General features: G+C 53.6%; 16 protein-coding genes. 4 read left to right on the forward strand and 12 right to left on the reverse strand.

What is annotated here, in order from left to right:
• Positions 1-37: 37 nt before the first annotated feature.
• The 4 genes from AC2IAX_RS10575 to AC2IAX_RS10590 all read right to left on the reverse strand — a co-directional run bounded on the left by AC2IAX_RS10575 (position 38) and on the right by AC2IAX_RS10590 (position 5276).
• Complete coding sequence (locus AC2IAX_RS10575; RefSeq protein WP_494387471.1) at positions 38-1111, reverse strand: ChaN family lipoprotein; 1074 nt, start codon at positions 1109-1111, stop codon at positions 38-40.
• Positions 1112-1305: 194 nt separating this feature from the next.
• The gene (gene dnaN, locus AC2IAX_RS10580) at positions 1306-2454 is read right to left on the reverse strand and encodes a DNA polymerase III subunit beta (protein ID WP_393011252.1); all 1149 of its coding nucleotides are present in this window, start codon (positions 2452-2454) and stop codon (positions 1306-1308) included.
• 1260 nt (positions 2455-3714) lie between these two features.
• On the reverse strand, positions 3715-5049 hold the full coding sequence (locus tag AC2IAX_RS10585; RefSeq protein ID WP_494387472.1) for a hemolysin family protein: 1335 nt from the start codon (positions 5047-5049) through the stop codon (positions 3715-3717).
• Between the two features lie 98 nt (positions 5050-5147).
• Positions 5148-5276: a hypothetical protein gene (locus AC2IAX_RS10590; RefSeq protein ID WP_494387473.1), complete on the reverse strand. Its 129-nt coding sequence runs from the start codon at positions 5274-5276 to the stop codon at positions 5148-5150.
• Positions 5277-5677: 401 nt separating this feature from the next.
• On the opposite strand from AC2IAX_RS10590, the gene AC2IAX_RS10595 reads away from it, so the two are divergent.
• Positions 5678-5968 (forward strand): addiction module antidote protein, encoded by a 291-nt coding sequence (locus AC2IAX_RS10595; RefSeq protein WP_494387474.1) that lies wholly within the window; start codon positions 5678-5680, stop codon positions 5966-5968.
• Between the two features lie 144 nt (positions 5969-6112).
• Here AC2IAX_RS10595 and AC2IAX_RS10600 read toward each other — a convergent pair whose 3' ends face one another.
• Positions 6113-6412, reverse strand: coding sequence for a phage integrase N-terminal SAM-like domain-containing protein (locus AC2IAX_RS10600; protein WP_494387475.1), 300 nt, complete (start codon positions 6410-6412; stop codon positions 6113-6115).
• A 79-nt stretch (positions 6413-6491) separates the two neighbouring features.
• Between AC2IAX_RS10600 and AC2IAX_RS10605 the strand changes: the two genes are divergently transcribed.
• Entirely contained in the window at positions 6492-6788 is a 297-nt protein-coding gene (locus tag AC2IAX_RS10605; protein WP_494387476.1) for a DUF6506 family protein, read from the forward strand.
• A 199-nt stretch (positions 6789-6987) separates the two neighbouring features.
• On the opposite strand, the gene AC2IAX_RS10610 is transcribed toward AC2IAX_RS10605, so the two are convergent.
• The 4 genes from AC2IAX_RS10610 to AC2IAX_RS10625 all read right to left on the reverse strand — a co-directional run bounded on the left by AC2IAX_RS10610 (position 6988) and on the right by AC2IAX_RS10625 (position 13042).
• Positions 6988-7899, reverse strand: a complete 912-nt coding sequence (locus AC2IAX_RS10610) for an Rpn family recombination-promoting nuclease/putative transposase (protein WP_494390357.1) — start codon at positions 7897-7899, stop codon at positions 6988-6990.
• A gap of 321 nt (positions 7900-8220) precedes the next feature.
• Positions 8221-9378, reverse strand: coding sequence for a PepSY-associated TM helix domain-containing protein (locus AC2IAX_RS10615; protein ID WP_494387477.1), 1158 nt, complete (start codon positions 9376-9378; stop codon positions 8221-8223).
• Positions 9379-9423: 45 nt separating this feature from the next.
• The gene (locus tag AC2IAX_RS10620) at positions 9424-11913 is read right to left on the reverse strand and encodes a TonB-dependent siderophore receptor (protein WP_494387478.1); all 2490 of its coding nucleotides are present in this window, start codon (positions 11911-11913) and stop codon (positions 9424-9426) included.
• A gap of 97 nt (positions 11914-12010) precedes the next feature.
• Entirely contained in the window at positions 12011-13042 is a 1032-nt protein-coding gene (locus AC2IAX_RS10625; protein WP_494387479.1) for a helix-turn-helix domain-containing protein, read from the reverse strand.
• A 113-nt stretch (positions 13043-13155) separates the two neighbouring features.
• On the opposite strand from AC2IAX_RS10625, the gene AC2IAX_RS10630 reads away from it, so the two are divergent.
• Entirely contained in the window at positions 13156-13350 is a 195-nt protein-coding gene (locus AC2IAX_RS10630) for a hypothetical protein (RefSeq protein ID WP_494387480.1), read from the forward strand.
• Here the strand turns inward: AC2IAX_RS10630 and AC2IAX_RS10635 are convergent.
• The 3 genes from AC2IAX_RS10635 to AC2IAX_RS10645 all read right to left on the reverse strand — a co-directional run bounded on the left by AC2IAX_RS10635 (position 13337) and on the right by AC2IAX_RS10645 (position 14904).
• A complete protein-coding gene (locus AC2IAX_RS10635; RefSeq protein ID WP_494387481.1) occupies positions 13337-13828 on the reverse strand; it encodes a YajQ family cyclic di-GMP-binding protein in 492 nt (163 codons plus the stop codon). The genes AC2IAX_RS10630 and AC2IAX_RS10635 overlap by 14 nt on opposite strands.
• Positions 13829-13948: 120 nt before the next feature.
• Positions 13949-14362: an MAPEG family protein gene (locus AC2IAX_RS10640; RefSeq protein ID WP_494387482.1), complete on the reverse strand. Its 414-nt coding sequence runs from the start codon at positions 14360-14362 to the stop codon at positions 13949-13951.
• A 38-nt stretch (positions 14363-14400) separates the two neighbouring features.
• Complete coding sequence (locus AC2IAX_RS10645; RefSeq protein ID WP_099533428.1) at positions 14401-14904, reverse strand: DNA-processing protein DprA; 504 nt, start codon at positions 14902-14904, stop codon at positions 14401-14403.
• A gap of 365 nt (positions 14905-15269) precedes the next feature.
• Here AC2IAX_RS10645 and rsfS point away from each other — a divergent pair, with 365 nt between their 5' ends.
• Entirely contained in the window at positions 15270-15848 is a 579-nt protein-coding gene (gene rsfS, locus AC2IAX_RS10650; RefSeq protein WP_494387483.1) for a ribosome silencing factor, read from the forward strand.
• The last annotated feature ends 30 nt before the right edge of the window (positions 15849-15878 follow it).

A 15878-nucleotide genomic window follows, 5' to 3' on the forward strand; every position in this document is an offset into this window, starting at 1 on the left:
TAATATTACTAATCAACCCTTGGATTAATCAGTAATTTCACGGGGTCGATCGAGCACTGGGCCACCAGTAGTGACTGATCGATCGCCCATCGCGGTAAATTTCGGGGGCTTCCAGGGGGCCCAACAGGATCGATCGCTGCACCACATCGGGTTTGCGCCGGGCCAGGCGATCAGGCACACCCCACCCATAGACCATGTGACCCCGCCCCAAAATGGTCACCACCCGATCGCCCGGCCGTTGCAGCAAACGGGCAATGCCCGCCGCCATGGTTTCGTCCCAAGCGGCCTGAGCGGCCAAAAATCGGTTAAAGCGTTCCGTGCGATCGGCACTCGCAGAACTTTGGGCGCTACTTTGGGCGCTGACTCCGTGCTGCTGATGGATTTCGTCATAAATTTCTCGCAGCCAGGCCCGGTAACCCGCAGATCCCAATTGCAATTCATGGGGTGGGGGCAACCATTGCCAAGCCTCGGCGGGGAGAGCATCCCAGCCCTGGCGACCAATCTGGCGGGTCACTTCCACAGGCAAATTCAAGGCCACCACGGCCACACCCCGATCGCGTGCCCACCGCAAAATCGGCGCAATAATTTCCCAATCAAATCCCCAGCGTTGATCAAATTCCGTGCGATCGCGCAGGGTGGCTTCATCAATCCGCCCCGCCAAGTAATCATCCAAGACTGACTGAAACGGCTGTTGGAACATTTCCAGCGCAATGACCAGCCGGCCGGGCTGACCCTGGCGCGAAAAGTTTTCCACCTGTTGAAAAGTCCTGTGGATAACCTCCAATTTGATCGGCACATCGGCGGATCGGTCGTGAACTTCCCCCAGATAAATCACTTGCGATCCGGCCAGGTCGGCCCAGAACCGATCAAAAGTCCCCGGATCCCCCGGATTGTTTACAAGGTCTTGTGCCAGTTGTGGGTTAGGCGTGGCGGGAATCGCGATCGGGGCACTCGCCAGGGCACTCGCCAAAACGCTGGGGTCAGTCACGAACGGCGACATCATCGGGGCTGACATCGGGGCTGATTCTGCCCAAACGGGAGCCGCCCAGCAGCAGGCGATCGCCCCCACAATCCCCAGCCATTGGCCCAACTGAGGCAAAAACTGCCGCAAAAGCCGCTGATTTTGGAAATTCGATCTATCCCTTGTCAGTCGCATTTCACTGGGCTTCCTGGGGCTGCTAGCAACCGCAACGGGTATGATCTTCAATAATTCGGCCCAGGCTAGGAAACTTCAAAGCAAGGGCAACTGAACTAGCGATTAACACCAATAACACCAAGCGATTAGCGCCAGCGGTCAACCGGAACCTAGCTCCGCACCTGCACCGGCATCACCAAATGGGTTGCCTTTGCGCCACCCAAGGGCGTGATCACCACCGGGCTGGTGGGCGTGTTCATTTGAAGCTGAATCTCTGTCGTGGTCAGGTTTTTCAGCGATTCCATCAAGTACTTGACGTTGAAGGCGATGTCGATGTCCTCGCCGGAAATTTGGGCCGATTCGATCGTCTCGCGACCGCTGCCCGCATCTTGCGCATCGGCTGAAATGCCAAGGCTTTGGTTCGTTGCGTCGATCGAGAACTTGACGATGTGGTTGCTCTTTTGGTCAGCAATCACCGAAATTCGATCAAGCGCCCCCAGCAACAGCTTTCGCTCCACGGTCACCTGGCGATCGAACTGGCGAGGAATGAGCTGGTTGTAGGCCGGATACTGCCCTTCCAGGGTGCGGCTGGTGAGGTAATAATCCCCCCACTGCAAAGCTAACTGCCCCCGATCGCAGTACAGGGCCACCGGTTCGCTCGACTGCTGCGCCGCCAAAATCCGCTCCAGCTCCCGCAGCGTCCGGCCCGGAACCGTCACCGCAAAGGGTTCCACCGTACCCGTTTCCGTCTCTTCGTCCTCCACCATCGCCGCCCGCACCACCGCCAACCGGTGGCCATCGGTGGCCGCAAACTCCAGGGAATCGGTCTCCACCGACAGGTGAACCCCGGTCAAAATCTGCTTCGTTTCGTCGTTGCTGGCAGCGAACAGGGAACCGCGCATCCCCTCCAACAGCGCCGCCACCGGCAGGTAAACCGCTTCGCCCGTTTCCACCACCGGCAGGGTTGTGAATTCTTCGGCGCTCATGCCCTGAATCTGGTAGCGGCTGGACTGGGCGGAAATCGCCGCTGAGCAGTCCTCGTTGGCATCCAGCGACACCGTGCCGGTGGGCAGCTTGCCCACAATGTCCGCGAAAAGCTTGGCCGGCAACGTGATTTCCCCAGAATCTTCCACTTCCGCCGGGAAGCTGGTCTGGATGCCCAAGCTGAGGTCAAAGGCGGTCAAACTCACGCGCTGAGTGCCCGCATCGCAGGTCAGCAGCACATTGCCCAAAACCGGGTGCGTCGGCCGCGACGGAACCGCACGGCTGACTAGGGACAGGTTGGCACTCAGGTCGCTTTGGGCGCAAAGCAGCTTCATGGCTTCTGGGGCTTGGGTTTCGGGGCTGTTCTGTGGAAAACGGCGACCGCCGCCGGGGGAAATTTGGCCCCGATGAGCAGCCCTGAGTTTAACCCAAAATCGCCGTTTTGGCCATCGAGAGCAACCCGTGACTTTGCGGCCCGATCACCCTGCGGAAAATCGAAGCGCGATCGCAACAATCAAAGCCTGGCTTGGGTTTTAGCTGTTTTCAAAGGGTTCGATCGCCCTCAAACTTGCCGATCGACTCAGCCCCAAGCGAAGCGAATTTTAAACGCTCAGATCCTAATTCTGTCTAGGTTTTAGCCGTTTTCGGATCCGTCAACCGCTGGGTTTCAAACTCAGCCCAACTCGAACCCTGTCGTCTCCAGCCCCTAGCGGCCACTGCCTCACCGGTCGGTTGCGATTCCGGCTCGATCGACTAGGCTCAAAACTGGATCCTGAGTTCGAGAGAAACAGACCGTCTCCCCGAAGAATTTTGGCCGTTTCCAAGAAAATTTTTGAGCTGGACTATCTATCTCTTCTTCTCTTTCTTATTTTTTAAATAGATAGTAGTAGTAGGGCCCTGTGGAAATGTGGAAAACTCAAAAAAATCCTTATTTCATGAACCTTTCAGCGATCACACCCTGTGGAAAACCCTGTGGAAAAAGGGGGGGTGTTTTTCCACAGGGTATTTATACTTAGTCAAGTTTTCCACAGACACTTTTTTTTTTCCACAGAAAGAGGGGTACTTTTCCACAGGTTTTCCACAGAATAGGGGTACTTTTCCACAGGTTTTCCACAGGTTTTGCCCCGATCGGGCAGTTTTCCACAAGGGGGTCAGGTGATCACCCCTTACCTGATTAAGCACAATTTGTTATATGATTAAAGATTTTAAATTTTGTAATTTGCTCGCAACTAACGGGCAGCCTCAATTGGATTTTGAATAATTGATCCAAAATCTATCAGAGCCTATTTTGAATATAGTACATTAATTGGCTGCGAAAGTTGCCCGATCGGGAAATGGGTCGATCGGGAAATGGGTCGATCGAAATTAATCAAAAAATCTCGAAGTCGATCACGGTTGGGGTGCTCGATTCGCGATCAATCCGTTCATCAACCCGCTGACCAACTGGTCAACCCAATGCACCTGGCCAATGCACCTGGATCGACCCCAACAAAACCGCCCATCCCATCAAGACGCTGTGACAGTTGCCCAGCGCGATCGCCCTCGGCCCAAAGGTATTTAAGTGATTTAAGCGTGATTCTGAGGTCGTGCTTCCCTTAATCAGCCGTGGGCGGCTCTGAAGTGCTGGGAGCCGTGCTGGGTTTGGAAACCAGGATTTTATCAACCCGGTTGCCGTCCATATCCACCACCTCAAACCGGAAGCCATTCCAGTGAAACGTATCCGTAGCCTTGGGAATGTGGCCCAACGAAGCAATCACGAAGCCCGCCACGGTTTGGTAGCGCCCTTCCCGCTCACCGGGCAGTTCAGCCATATCCAATTCATCGCGCATCCGCTCGATCGCCAACATCCCATCCACCAGCCAGGAACCATCCTCCCGCTGCACCACCTTGGGCGTGTCTTCCTCATCGACATCGGTCAGGTCGCCCACGATCGCTTCGAGCATGTCGTTGATCGTCACCAACCCTTGCACCACGCCGTACTCATCCACCACCAAGGCAATATGCAGCCCCGTTTCGCGGAACATCTCCAAAATCCGCAACGTGCCCGTGGTTTCCGGCACAATCAACGGCTGACGCAGGCAATCCGTTAAATTCAGAGTCTGATTCATCAGGGTTTGGGCCAACAGGTCGTTCACCTGAATGAACCCAACGACCTCATCCAAACTGTCGCGACAGACGGGGAATCGCTGGTGGTGGCTGTTGATGATTTGCTCGATCGTCTCGTGCAAAGGCGCATCCAAATCCAGCCACACCACCTCTCGGCGGGAAGTCATTACGGAACTGACGGGGCGATCGCCCAGAGACAACACCCGCTCTACAATTTCCTGCTCGGCTTCTTCGACCGTGCCCGCTTCCGTGCCCTGTTGCAACAGCAGCTTAATTTCTTCTTCCGTCACCTGCGGCTCGCTGGAAACCGTGGTTCCGAGCGATCGCACAATCAGATCCGTGGAATGGCTCAACAAATAGACCACCGGAGCCGTAATCCGCGACAGCCACCGCATCGGTAGCGCCACATTGGCCGCAATCTGTTCCGGATTGCCCAGGGCCAGCCGCTTGGGAACCAGCTCGCCCACCACCAACGAGAGGTAGGTAATGCCCGCCACGGTAATCACCACCGACAGGGCCCCGCTCATGGGGGCTAATGGCGGCACGGCTTCCAGGATGGGCCGCAACTCCGCCGACAAGGAAGCGCCCCCAAAAGTCCCCGTCAGGATGCCGATCAGGGTGATACCGATCTGGATGGTGGATAAAAACTGGTTGGGCGATTCCGCCAGGGCCAGGGCTGCGCGGGCCGCTCGATCGCCCCGTTCCGCCCGGTTTTGCAGGCGCGTCTTGCGCGACGAGACGATCGCCATTTCCGACATTGAAAAAATCCCGTTCGCAACCGTCAAGGCCGCAACGATCGCCAGTTCGGTAAGGGCAGAACTCATACGGGACGAGACAACAACATCGGTGATGGCTTGCCGGCCGGGCAAGAAGCGGGCGATCGCCCAGAGGGGGCAAATTTACACCGTAATCCTACTACTTCTTATCCAGTCTTGCCCCGATGTGGCTCGGGTGTTGCTGCTGGCCTGGGGCGATCGTGGCGGCCCAGGCGATCAGGGGCGATCGTTTCTTCGGCGTGGGTGGCGGAAAATCGACCAACCGTAGGGTGCATGGGAGTACGCCCCAATGGTCACGAAAGGGTTAATTCGTGCTCCCATGCACCGAGAATTGAGGCGACCCAACCGATCGGGGATGGTCGTAAATGCGTTACGGGTGGCGGTGCATGGGAGGTGAGGGGCAATGGTCGTTCACAACCGAGATTGCTCCCATGCACCCTACGGCTCTGCTACGACCCAGCCACGACCCAACTGCAATGGGGACTCGACTCAGCTCGGTGCTTGATGTGATTGTAAGCATTTGATCGGGGGGGCGATCGTTGCTTCGCGATCGGTGGCAATGAATCGACAAGGGTGGGTATTGCCCACCTATCTTTTTGTAGGAGGAGGTAAGCGTATTCAGGAATGAGATATCAAAACAGCCTTAGATTTAGCAAACAACCTATAGGGAGTTTCTATGGCGATCGTTCAAGCTCATGTTTGGGATGCGGCAGATCATCTGGAAACCAAGGAAGATATTGCTGCTTATCTGGAAGCTGCCCTTGAAGAGGGCGATCCTAGCCTGGTCGTAGCAGCATTAGGCGATATTGCTCGTTCTAAAGGGATGATCCAGATTGCCCGTGAAACAGGGTTGGGGCGTGAAAGTCTCTACAAGGCTTTGTCCCTTGAAGGCAATCCAGAGTTTGCTACGGTTCTCAAGGTTTTGCAGGTGCTTGGGTTACGCCTCCATGTTGTGCCCATTGCCTAACATTGCGTTGGTTCCGACGGGCGATCAAGCAGGCTGGGTTCAACGGGCGATCGTTTTACCGATGGCTAGATGGGTTTATCGAAAGGGCTACAAACACCTAGATTGAGAATGTGAGTGAGTGGAGGTTGCGATAGGTCGATAGTATCAACATACTGATGGGCAGACTTGGACTTCTGGCACGCCCATGTCTTTGGGGTGGCGCTTTTGGTGAAATAGGATGAAGTCTCGGACGTAGTACAGATAGAATGTCTCTGTCTTGCAACTGAGATGCCGGAAGCGGGCAGTCTGTCGAACGCGATCAAGAAGCTTGGGTAGCTGTGGTGCGTCCATCACTCTAGTTGCGGCAAAAGCCCTGTAATTATGAGTGTTATCACGCAGGTGCAGGATAACACTCAATAATACCCAAATACCCAGTTTAGACCGCAGTTGCTTGACAACACCCATCTGGGGAAAGTTATCCTGCACATGCGGTCTAATAAATAGTTAGGCAAAGAACGTAAAATCGAAAACCAATACAAAAATTATGATAAAGTGGGCATTCTTCTTTGACGCACCAGAGGTAAATCCTGCCGTGGATCGGATGGTTATCGAACGAGGTGGTATGCGAAGCACGATCATTGCAGTTCCTGACCCAGAGATCGCGGTGCAGTTATCGGTAGAACTCGTTGCCGAGGGTGTTCAGTTCATAGAGTTATGCGGAGCATTTACTCCTGTCATTGCTGCAAAAATTATTGAAGCAACAGGAGGCAAAATTCCTGTAGGAATTGTTGGCTATTCAGGGGGACAGTCCGTGCAAGCTTTGGCGAGGATTTTCTCTTGATAATGCCGTCTGTGAACCCAAAAGAGGTCGAACAAGCGGATGCAGGCAACCAGCTTGCACCCGCGAACGCCTATCCCAAACGCCTAACAAGACGGTGGAGGCAACTCTGCTGCGCTCCGTGCCTCACCTTAGTCGTTAGTGAAATAGAGATCGCACCTTATCACGACCATGCAGCCTCCATGAAGAATGGAGATTAGTTTTAGGAGGTTAACGGGTCATCCTGCCTGAGTTGGGCGATCGCCTCCAAATCAAGACCCGTAGTGCGACTAATCGCCTCATCATCTAAAACACCCAGCAATTGTTGGGCGATCGCCCGTTGCGCCGCCAGTTTTCCCTGCTCGATACCCCGCTCAATACCTTGTTCAATGCCTTGCTCAATACCCTGACTGAGCGCTTTTTTGATTGAATTGCGCTGATCCTGAATAAAAATTTCCTGATGCTCCAACTCATCCAGCTCTTGAGCATTCAGGTTCGCTTGGTTAGCGATCGCAAAAGCCTTCTGAATTTCAGGAACCGCTCCCATACTGGGTGGCACAGACTCCAGCTTTCGGGCAGCTTTCAGAAAATACAACCACTTATCCATTAAGGTTTCTAGATCTGCAAGCTCTTTTTGGAACTTAGGCAATTCAATGAACACCAGCTCAATATCATAGATGGATGAATAATCCGTCAAATAGGTTCTCTCCTTCAGCACGAAGCGCGAAATGAGTTGATCCAGCTCAGGAAACATCTCAAAATCAACGATCGTGAGAGCAATCACCGGTTGTAGATCCGTATAGCCATCACCGATCGCCAGTTGATTACTGTAAGTCTTCGCAGCGTTGTAGAGAATACGTTTTTGAAAACCTTCGACATTCAAGACCTGCATTTCAATAATCACCGTCTCGGTTTGTCCATGACCATCGGCGATCGTTGCTTTGATATCAAGATAGGTATCCTTGAAACCACGAATTCTGGGCCCAAGATGCGGATTGAGAATTTCTAGATCACGAATCGTAGAGTTTCCCTCATACAAAACCGCATTCAGAAAGCTAATCAAAATATCTTGGCTTTGTTCGGAGCCAAATATTTTTTTGAAGGCGTAATCGGTTTTAGGATTAATAAAGCGCATCGGTTTTCCAGACAGCACTAGCGTCGCGATCGCCAACAAAGCTAATGCCATGGTAGCGATTTTTGGGTGATTGTTAACCAGTGCGTATGAGATTCTCCCAGCCGATGGCCCACACGATCACACCCCTAGAACATCGCTTTGAGGTTGGTCTCGTGTTCAATGGCTGGAAAATTGATCGACGATCGCACCAATCCACCCTGCCCAATTGCGATCGTGCGGCCCTCGTGAATATTGGGTTTAGGGATTTAGCGGGTCATCTGTCCTGAATTGAGCGATCGCCTCCAAATCCAGACCCGTAGGGCAACTAATAACTTCATTGACTTAAGAATGACCCGGCTTGGGAACTCTGCGCCGATACTTCCACATCACGAAGCCGGTGATCAAAAGGACTAAGGGAGCCAACCCAACGAAAACGTAAAGAATTCGGGTTGGCATACCACCGAAAGTGCCAAAGTGAACCGGATCAAATTGATTAATAATAGCTTCGGCACGAGTCGGTTTTAGCCCATCCGCCAACCGAATGACGCTGCCACTAAACTGATCGATCGCCAATCTTGTATTGCCCCATTCCGAGCGTTCTTGGGCTTGCCGTTTGCCAACCAAGAACGGAGATTCTGGCTTGGCAGGCAGTGAAATATAAGTAACCACTGCGTTGGGCACTGCCGCATCGGCTCGTTGCAACAAGTCAGCAATGGGCAGCGGTTGTTGACCCGGAATCGGCTGGGAAACGGGGTCGGCCGGTTGGGGGGTGAAGGTCACTGCATAGATCGCCTCGGTCACCTTTGCCTGGGGCACATTCCAAGCAAACCCGGTGAACCCAATCAATCCCAAAAAGATTGCAGTAATGATGCCTGAAACCTTATGAAGATCGAAGTTAATCCGTTTGATATGGGCGTTCTGCCATTTAATTTTGAAACCAGCTTTTAGGTTTCGCCAACCGGGCCATAACACGATTCCAGTTAGACTCAAAATCAAGGTCAGTATCGCCACAATCCCCATAATTAGCGTGCCGGTATCTCCTGCCAGAAGTTTGTAATGCAGCTCATAAATCAGGCCAACCCAACTGGTTTCCCATTCCCGATCGCCCATGATTTGCCCCGCGTAGGGATTGATCAGCACTTGCCAATGGTGATGGGCGGGAGTTTCTAGCCATGCTTCATAGGTTTCGTGTGATGATTGCGGGGACACAACGGTGGTTAGTCGCCAATTTTTATCCCCATAAGCACCGTTGACCAGATCAACAACGGCAGCGATCGGTATGATCACGCCCGTGGGAATCACAGCGCCAAACTGCTGGGTTAGTACCCAATGATCAATCTCATGCCAAAAGACGAGGATGCTACCTGTCAAGCCAGCAATGCTCAGTAGAATTCCAACCGTTAGACCCAACCAACGATGGAGTAAAAAAGAGATTGTTCTAACTGGAGAACGAAAAAACCGACTCTGTGTTTTGGGTGGCTGCTGCTGAGTGAATTCCATGATCTTTTCCCTCAGGGATGCTAAAAAGATGGGCGATCGCTTGATCTAAAATGTCCAAGAAAGGCTGGCTTGCACCGTTAGGGGCGCTCCATAAAAGATGCGGTTGCGATTGAAAGAGCCTTCAAAATACTCCACATCGAAGAGGTTTTTGATGTTGATGGCCGCGCGGAATCCGTTGCGTTTATAAAAAATTGCGGCATCGGTTGTCAGATAGCTGGGCAACTCAAACGTATTGGCATTGTCACCGGCCCGATCGCCCACATAAAACAAGCCCACCCCAAATCCCAACCCTTGAAAATCACCCGCTTGAATTTCATAGGTTGTCCACAAACTCGCCGCATGGGGCGCGGTGCGTTGAACACGGTTATTCACCAAATCCGAGTTACTGTCCTCGGTGATTCGCGCATCGTTGTAGGCATAGCTGGCGAAGATATTCCACCCTGGCAAAATCTCCCCCGCCACGCTGAGTTCAACACCCCGGCTCCGTTGCTCTCCCGTTTGCACTGAGAAATTGTCATCAACGGGATCGGTGGTCAGCACATTTTTTTGGGTGATGTTGTACCAAGCCAAGGTTGCAGACAGCCGATCGCTCAAATCTGCTTTTACACCCATTTCAAACTGGGTTCCCCGAGTGGGTTCAAAAACACTGTCGTCGCGAGACCGCCCGATCGTGGGTTCAAATGATCGACTGTAGTTGGCATACAGAGAAATCGGTTCGATCGGTTGATAAACAATCCCTAGCCGGGGACTAAACGCCTCACCCGACTGAACCAGATCGGGATTACCAAAATCCCCAGTCTGCTTGAACATGTCAAATCGACCACCGATCAGCACCTTCAAGTTATCTGCCAGGGCGATTTGATCTTGCAGCAAAATCCCCAGCTCATCGGTCACAATGTCGTCTTTACTGCTAAAGGTCACTGCCCCGGGGGATGCCCCAAAGGTGGGATCAAATAGATCAATGGGCGGGCCTTCTAACCCCGTGAATCGTAGTTCGATATCCGATCGCCCTAAATCAACCCCAAATAATAATTGATGCTGAATGGAACCGGTTGCAAACTTACCCACCACATTTGTGGTCATCCGGTAATCAAGATACTGATCGGAAATGTCAGAGAAGCTGGTTGATAAAGTTCGATTATCCGCACCAAGTGCCCCTGGAAATCGGCCAAAGGTGTCAAACTCCATCGATCCATACCGAAATGCATGATTTAATGACCAATTTTCATTAAATTGATGCTCCAGTTTGTAGCCAATTCGGGTCTGTCTAACCTCAGCATCACTTTCCGTTAGGTTGCGGCTGCGCGGCACATCTCCCAAGGGGTTATCCAGGATTGTGCCCAAGATGGGTAAGCCATGGGTGGCATTGTCGCGCTGTAAGTGCTTATGGGTGCCTTCAAGGCTGAGTGTGGTGTTTTCACCCAAAGCAAAGCTGAGAACGGGCGCAATCACTAGGTTGCTGGTTTGGCTGAAGTCGGTAAAAAGTCCCTGATCTCGATAGGAAGCATTCAGTCGATAAAGAATGTTTTTGTCGCGATCGAGGGGGCCCGACAAATCCACTTCACCCCGGTAAAAATCGAAGCTACCCCCGCTGGCTTCAATGAAGTAATAGGGATCGCTTAAAGGACGTTTGCTGACAAAGTTAATGGTTCCGCCGGGTGAGGATGAGCCAAACAAAATTGAGTTGGGCCCTTGCAGCACTTCAATTTGCTCAATGCCGGTTAGGTCGGGGCCAATATTGGAAGAAACCCCATTAAAGTCCCGCGTGATCATGCCATCGACGGTGGGTGAGGTGAAAAATCCTCGAACCTGTGCCCGCACCGCGTCAAAGTTAGACGGCGAGCCGACTCGCACACTGGGAGCATTCAGCAATGCGCTGGTCACGTCAGCCCGTTGATCTTGCAGCAGTTCTTGGGGAATGATCTGAATCGATTGGGGAATATCACGCAATGGCGTATCGGTCCGCGTCGCTGTGGAGGAGTTGGGCACGCGATAGCCCCGTTGCCCTTCCCCGGTGACCACAAGTTCCTCGTCTGGTTCCTCCTCCGCTGGGTTGAGGCTATAGGCCAGTCCGGCTGTGGTCAGGATTACTTCGGTGTTGGGCGGAGCGCTGGTTCCGGTGACGCTGACCCGGATGGTGTTGCTGTCTTGCTGCGTCACCTGCACCGTGGCAATATCCGCGATCGGGTTCTCCGCGACAAACGCTTGGCCGTTGGGTAAGGCCAGCACGGCATTCGGAATATCGGCAACGAGGCGATCGCCCTCAGCGCGAAACTGAGTCGCATCAATTTGCAGGGGCTTATCTTCGGCGGTTTCGAGGATAATTTCGAGTTCCGTATCAGTACGGTTCAGTTGCACGCCGGTTACTTGTACGGTGGTGCGCTCAATTTGCGCCCGCCACTCTTGGAGGCTGGTGGCCGGCTGTCCGAGGTCTTGTATTCGGGGAATTTGAGCGTTGTCTTCGGCCCAAGCGGCCTGCGGCCCCGCCACGGACAGCACACTCGCCACAACCAGACCCGACAACCGATTCACCATGACCCCACACCGCAGTTGAGAAAGACTTTCAGGAGCCTAGCAAGGGCGAACCGCAAAGCAAAGCCGTTTTGGTGAGTCGCGGTACTTTTTTTGGGGGTTAGCAGAACTTTTTGCGCTGGGCCTGATAGAGCTTGGGATTGATGCCAAACTTGGTTCTGAACTGCTTGGCGAAGTGGCTGCGATCGCCAAAGCCCACGGCGGCCGCGACTTCGGACACTTTGAGATCGCCGGTTTCTAGCAACTGTCTGGCTTGCTCTAGGCGATGGTCATGTAAATAGGTGAAGGGTGGCTGACCAAACACCTGCCGAAAGCCTTCTTTGAGGGCCCGGCTGTTCAGCCCCACCCGTTGCGCCAGGGTCATCAATGAGGGCGGCTGCTCGAGGTGTTGCAGCAAAATCGATCGCGCCTGATGCAGGCGATCGATATCATCGGGCTTCAGGTTTGCCAACGCCGCACCGTTCTCCCAAGCGGCTGCTGGGCTGTGGGTTGATTGTTGTTCCTGCTGAATTTTCAGCTCATCGGCCAACACCAACATCACCGCCTCCAGGGCCTTGCTCTCTAGAAACAGCCGCTTGGTAATGCCCTGATAGGGACAGCGAATGATTTGCCACAGCACTCGCTGCATGGTTCTCGAAACTTTGCCGACGCGGGTGTAATAAAGCTGATCCGCTGGGCGCACGAGGTGGCGCAAGGCGGGCGGTAGCTCTCCGTCCTGGCCCGCAAAGGACTGAAACACGGACGGTGACAGCCAAATATGCACTTCCAAGATCGGGTGCCGATCGGTGCCGATGATGCAATCCTTGGGGGCCAGACCACTGCCATAGAGGGCATATTCCAGATTGTGGACTTCGGTGTAAGTGTCTTGGTGCTGGCCAGAAAGGTGGAAGTGGAACGATAGCCACTCGGCCCGCTCGGCCAGCACTGCATCCCAGCGATCGCGCAGCCGGTAGTGATGAATTTGGACTTCAAAGCCTTCTCGGAGTTCCACTTCTCGCATGTAGCCTTCCCAAAGCCAGGCGGGATAAACCAATAGGCGATCGTGTCGATCGGTGGAGTCGGGGTGTCGGGCCTGAGCCAGCGTCTCTTGATACAGCTCAACGGCGGCTTGTTCAGAGGTGGTGATGGTCATGGCGATCGGGCTGGCTCAAAAGACAGATTCTAATTAATGCGAAATTGTTGCATTAGAATTTGTCCTTGAGCAAGCTGACCCGATCGTGATCTCTAGACATTTGCTAACCCGTTGTGGTTGCAACAACGATCGGGTTCGGCCATGCCACCGGGGCGATCGGGCTGCATCTGACCGTGGTTGTGCGGCGGTGTGCTTTTGCCAAAACGAAGCACCTTGCCAAAACAGCAAAGTGCTTCGAGATATTCTGGGTTGCCAAGCTGGCGGGCCGGCTCCTGAATCGGGGAGCCGGTGGGACTAGCGATAGTTAGTAAATTGCAGCGCCACGGGCAGATCTTCTTGCTTCAGGCGTTGGATCACCAGTTGCAGATCGTCTTTGGATTTGGCAGAAACGCGCACTGCGTCGCCTTGAATCTGGGCTTGGGCTTTTTTGAACTCATCGCGAATCAGTTTGCTGATTTGTTTGGCGATGTCTTGGGGGATGCCCTTTTGGAGTTTCACCTTTTGGCGAACACGGTTGCCGCTTGCGGATTCAATGTCGCCAAAGTCAAAGATTTTCAGGTCTAGTTTTCGTTTGGCGGCCTTCTCGCGCAAAACGGCCGTGACGGCTTCGAGGGTCATTTCGCTGGCGGTTTCGATCGTGAGGTCGGTTTCGCCCAGCTCAACGATCGTGTTGGTGTCTTTTAGGTCGTAGCGGGATTTCAAATCTCGCTGCAATTGGTCGATCGCGTTGACCAGTTCTTGTCGATCGAACTCACTCACCACATCAAAGGAAAACGTCGAAGCCATAACCCTAATTTTTCAATCCACACCAATACAAAATAAATCGCCCAATTCGTGATCAATCTTCAGCCAGGGGCGATCGAGTTCCCAAGAACCAGACTCGCCGATGGTGACTGATGAGGTTCCCTAGGCAATTTGCTGGAGCGCCTGCACAAACAGCGAAATCATGGCAATTTGCCCAATGCCAAACATCAGCGATCGCAGGGGCGGAATGTTAGCCAAATAGGCCACCGAAAACAGCGCCCGCGCTCCCACAAAGGCCACCGCTGCCCAACCGGCCGCAGGGGTGTTGACTCCGGTGGCATAGGCCGCCAGGGCCGCAGCGGCATAGGGGGCAAAGGTTTCAATGCTGTTTTGGTGGGCCCAAGTGGCTCGCTTACCATAGTCCGGCAGGCGATCGAACATGGCCCGGGGCGCACCCAAATCCATCCCCACCTGGAACCGGGCATAGGCCACCGCCAAGTAAGGAAAATAGACCAAAAAGCTCGCCGCAAAAACTGAACCCAGCAGCAAAGTGGGAATGCTAAAACCCAAAATCATGCGTTTTCACCTAGTCGAATTTCAGGACGTTGAATCAACTAGTCGAAATAGAACAGCGTGACCACTCGGCGCTGTTCTTCAGCTTCCCGGCAGGTTTGCAGCAGGGTCACACTGTCATGGAAGGCAAAGCAAATTAACTGCTGGCAACGGGAAATAATTTCGTGGTTGCACAGGGAGCTGGCTTCAGCCAAAGAAAGCTGGTCATTTTCCGGTTTTTCAACCAGATGAATCACCGATTCCAATTGATCGCGAGATTCGCGCGGTTGCCGCTCCAAACTTTGGGGCAAAATCACGGTCAACAAATTGGCATCGGCGCGCATGGCTCCGCGAATGGCGGCGGCGTTGGTTCCCGTAGCACCCGAAGTAATAATTTGATTCCCGGCCAGCACCAATGCATAGCTGAGGGTTTCAATCAATTGTTGATGCGTAATCGGCACGTGGCGCGAACCCAGGATGGCGATCCGCTTGGAGCCGGTTTGCTGGATTGCAGCGAGTTCCTGCAAAAAATCGTCAACCTTGGGAAGATCGAGAGACGGACTCAAGGGTGCTACGGGGCAATAACAACGCCGCCATTTTAACAGAGACTTGGAGGCTGGCGTTGCGGCCCAAGAATTTAAAAATGGGGTGGGCTGGCGGGCGCAAATTCAGGCCAGGATTGACGGAAGGATGCTTTCGGGGATGGTAATTCAGGGGATCGATTCGCAGAACAACGGCTTTTGCTAGACTGAAGGTTCAATGGCGCGTGACTCAAAACAGTGACCCGTGAACCGGAGGGCTGCGCTCTCATCTTCATGACCCGATCGCCCCAGTTTGTTGCCACCGTTTAAGTTTTGCTTGGGGTGGCGGCTGGGTTGATCGATCGACCGTTCATCAGCGTTTTGGTTTCGGGTTTCTGCGTTGTGCCATTGTGTTGCGTCATTGTGTAGAACTCACCTCGCCAGCCGATCGCGGCGACGTAATTTTGATGAGTGATCCGGATTTGAAGTTGAACGCGCAAGAGCTGGCCCTGTTGACGGCTGAGGGCATTGAAGACGAAGGGGACGATGAGACGGTCGTAGAGTTTGCGCCGCCCTTGGCCAAAGGGGCGGTCTATCAACTGGGACGTGGTTCCAGCTATGAAGTGGCGATCGCGGCGGCCAACGCGGCGGACGATCGCAAAGGGGAAGATATTGCGCTGCTGGAGGTGACGGAGGTTTCCTACCTAGCGGACTATTTTCTGATTGTGACCGGGTTTTCGCGGGCCCAAATTCGCGCCATTGCCGACGCGATCGAAATGAAGCTGAAAACCGAGTTCGATCGCCGGCCCCAAAACACCGCTGGCTATGGCGATGGCGGCTGGGTTTTGCATGACTACGGCGATGTGGTGGTGCATGTAATGATGCCCACGGAGCGCGAATACTACAACCTGGAAGCCTTTTGGGGCCACAGCAGGCGGCTGGAGTTTCGGCCCCTGCCCGCCTCCGAATCGCCCCACACGGCCGGCTAAGGATCTCAATTCCGATCCCCCAGCCCATGA

It is taken from the genome of Limnothrix sp. HT2024, assembly GCF_059138625.1.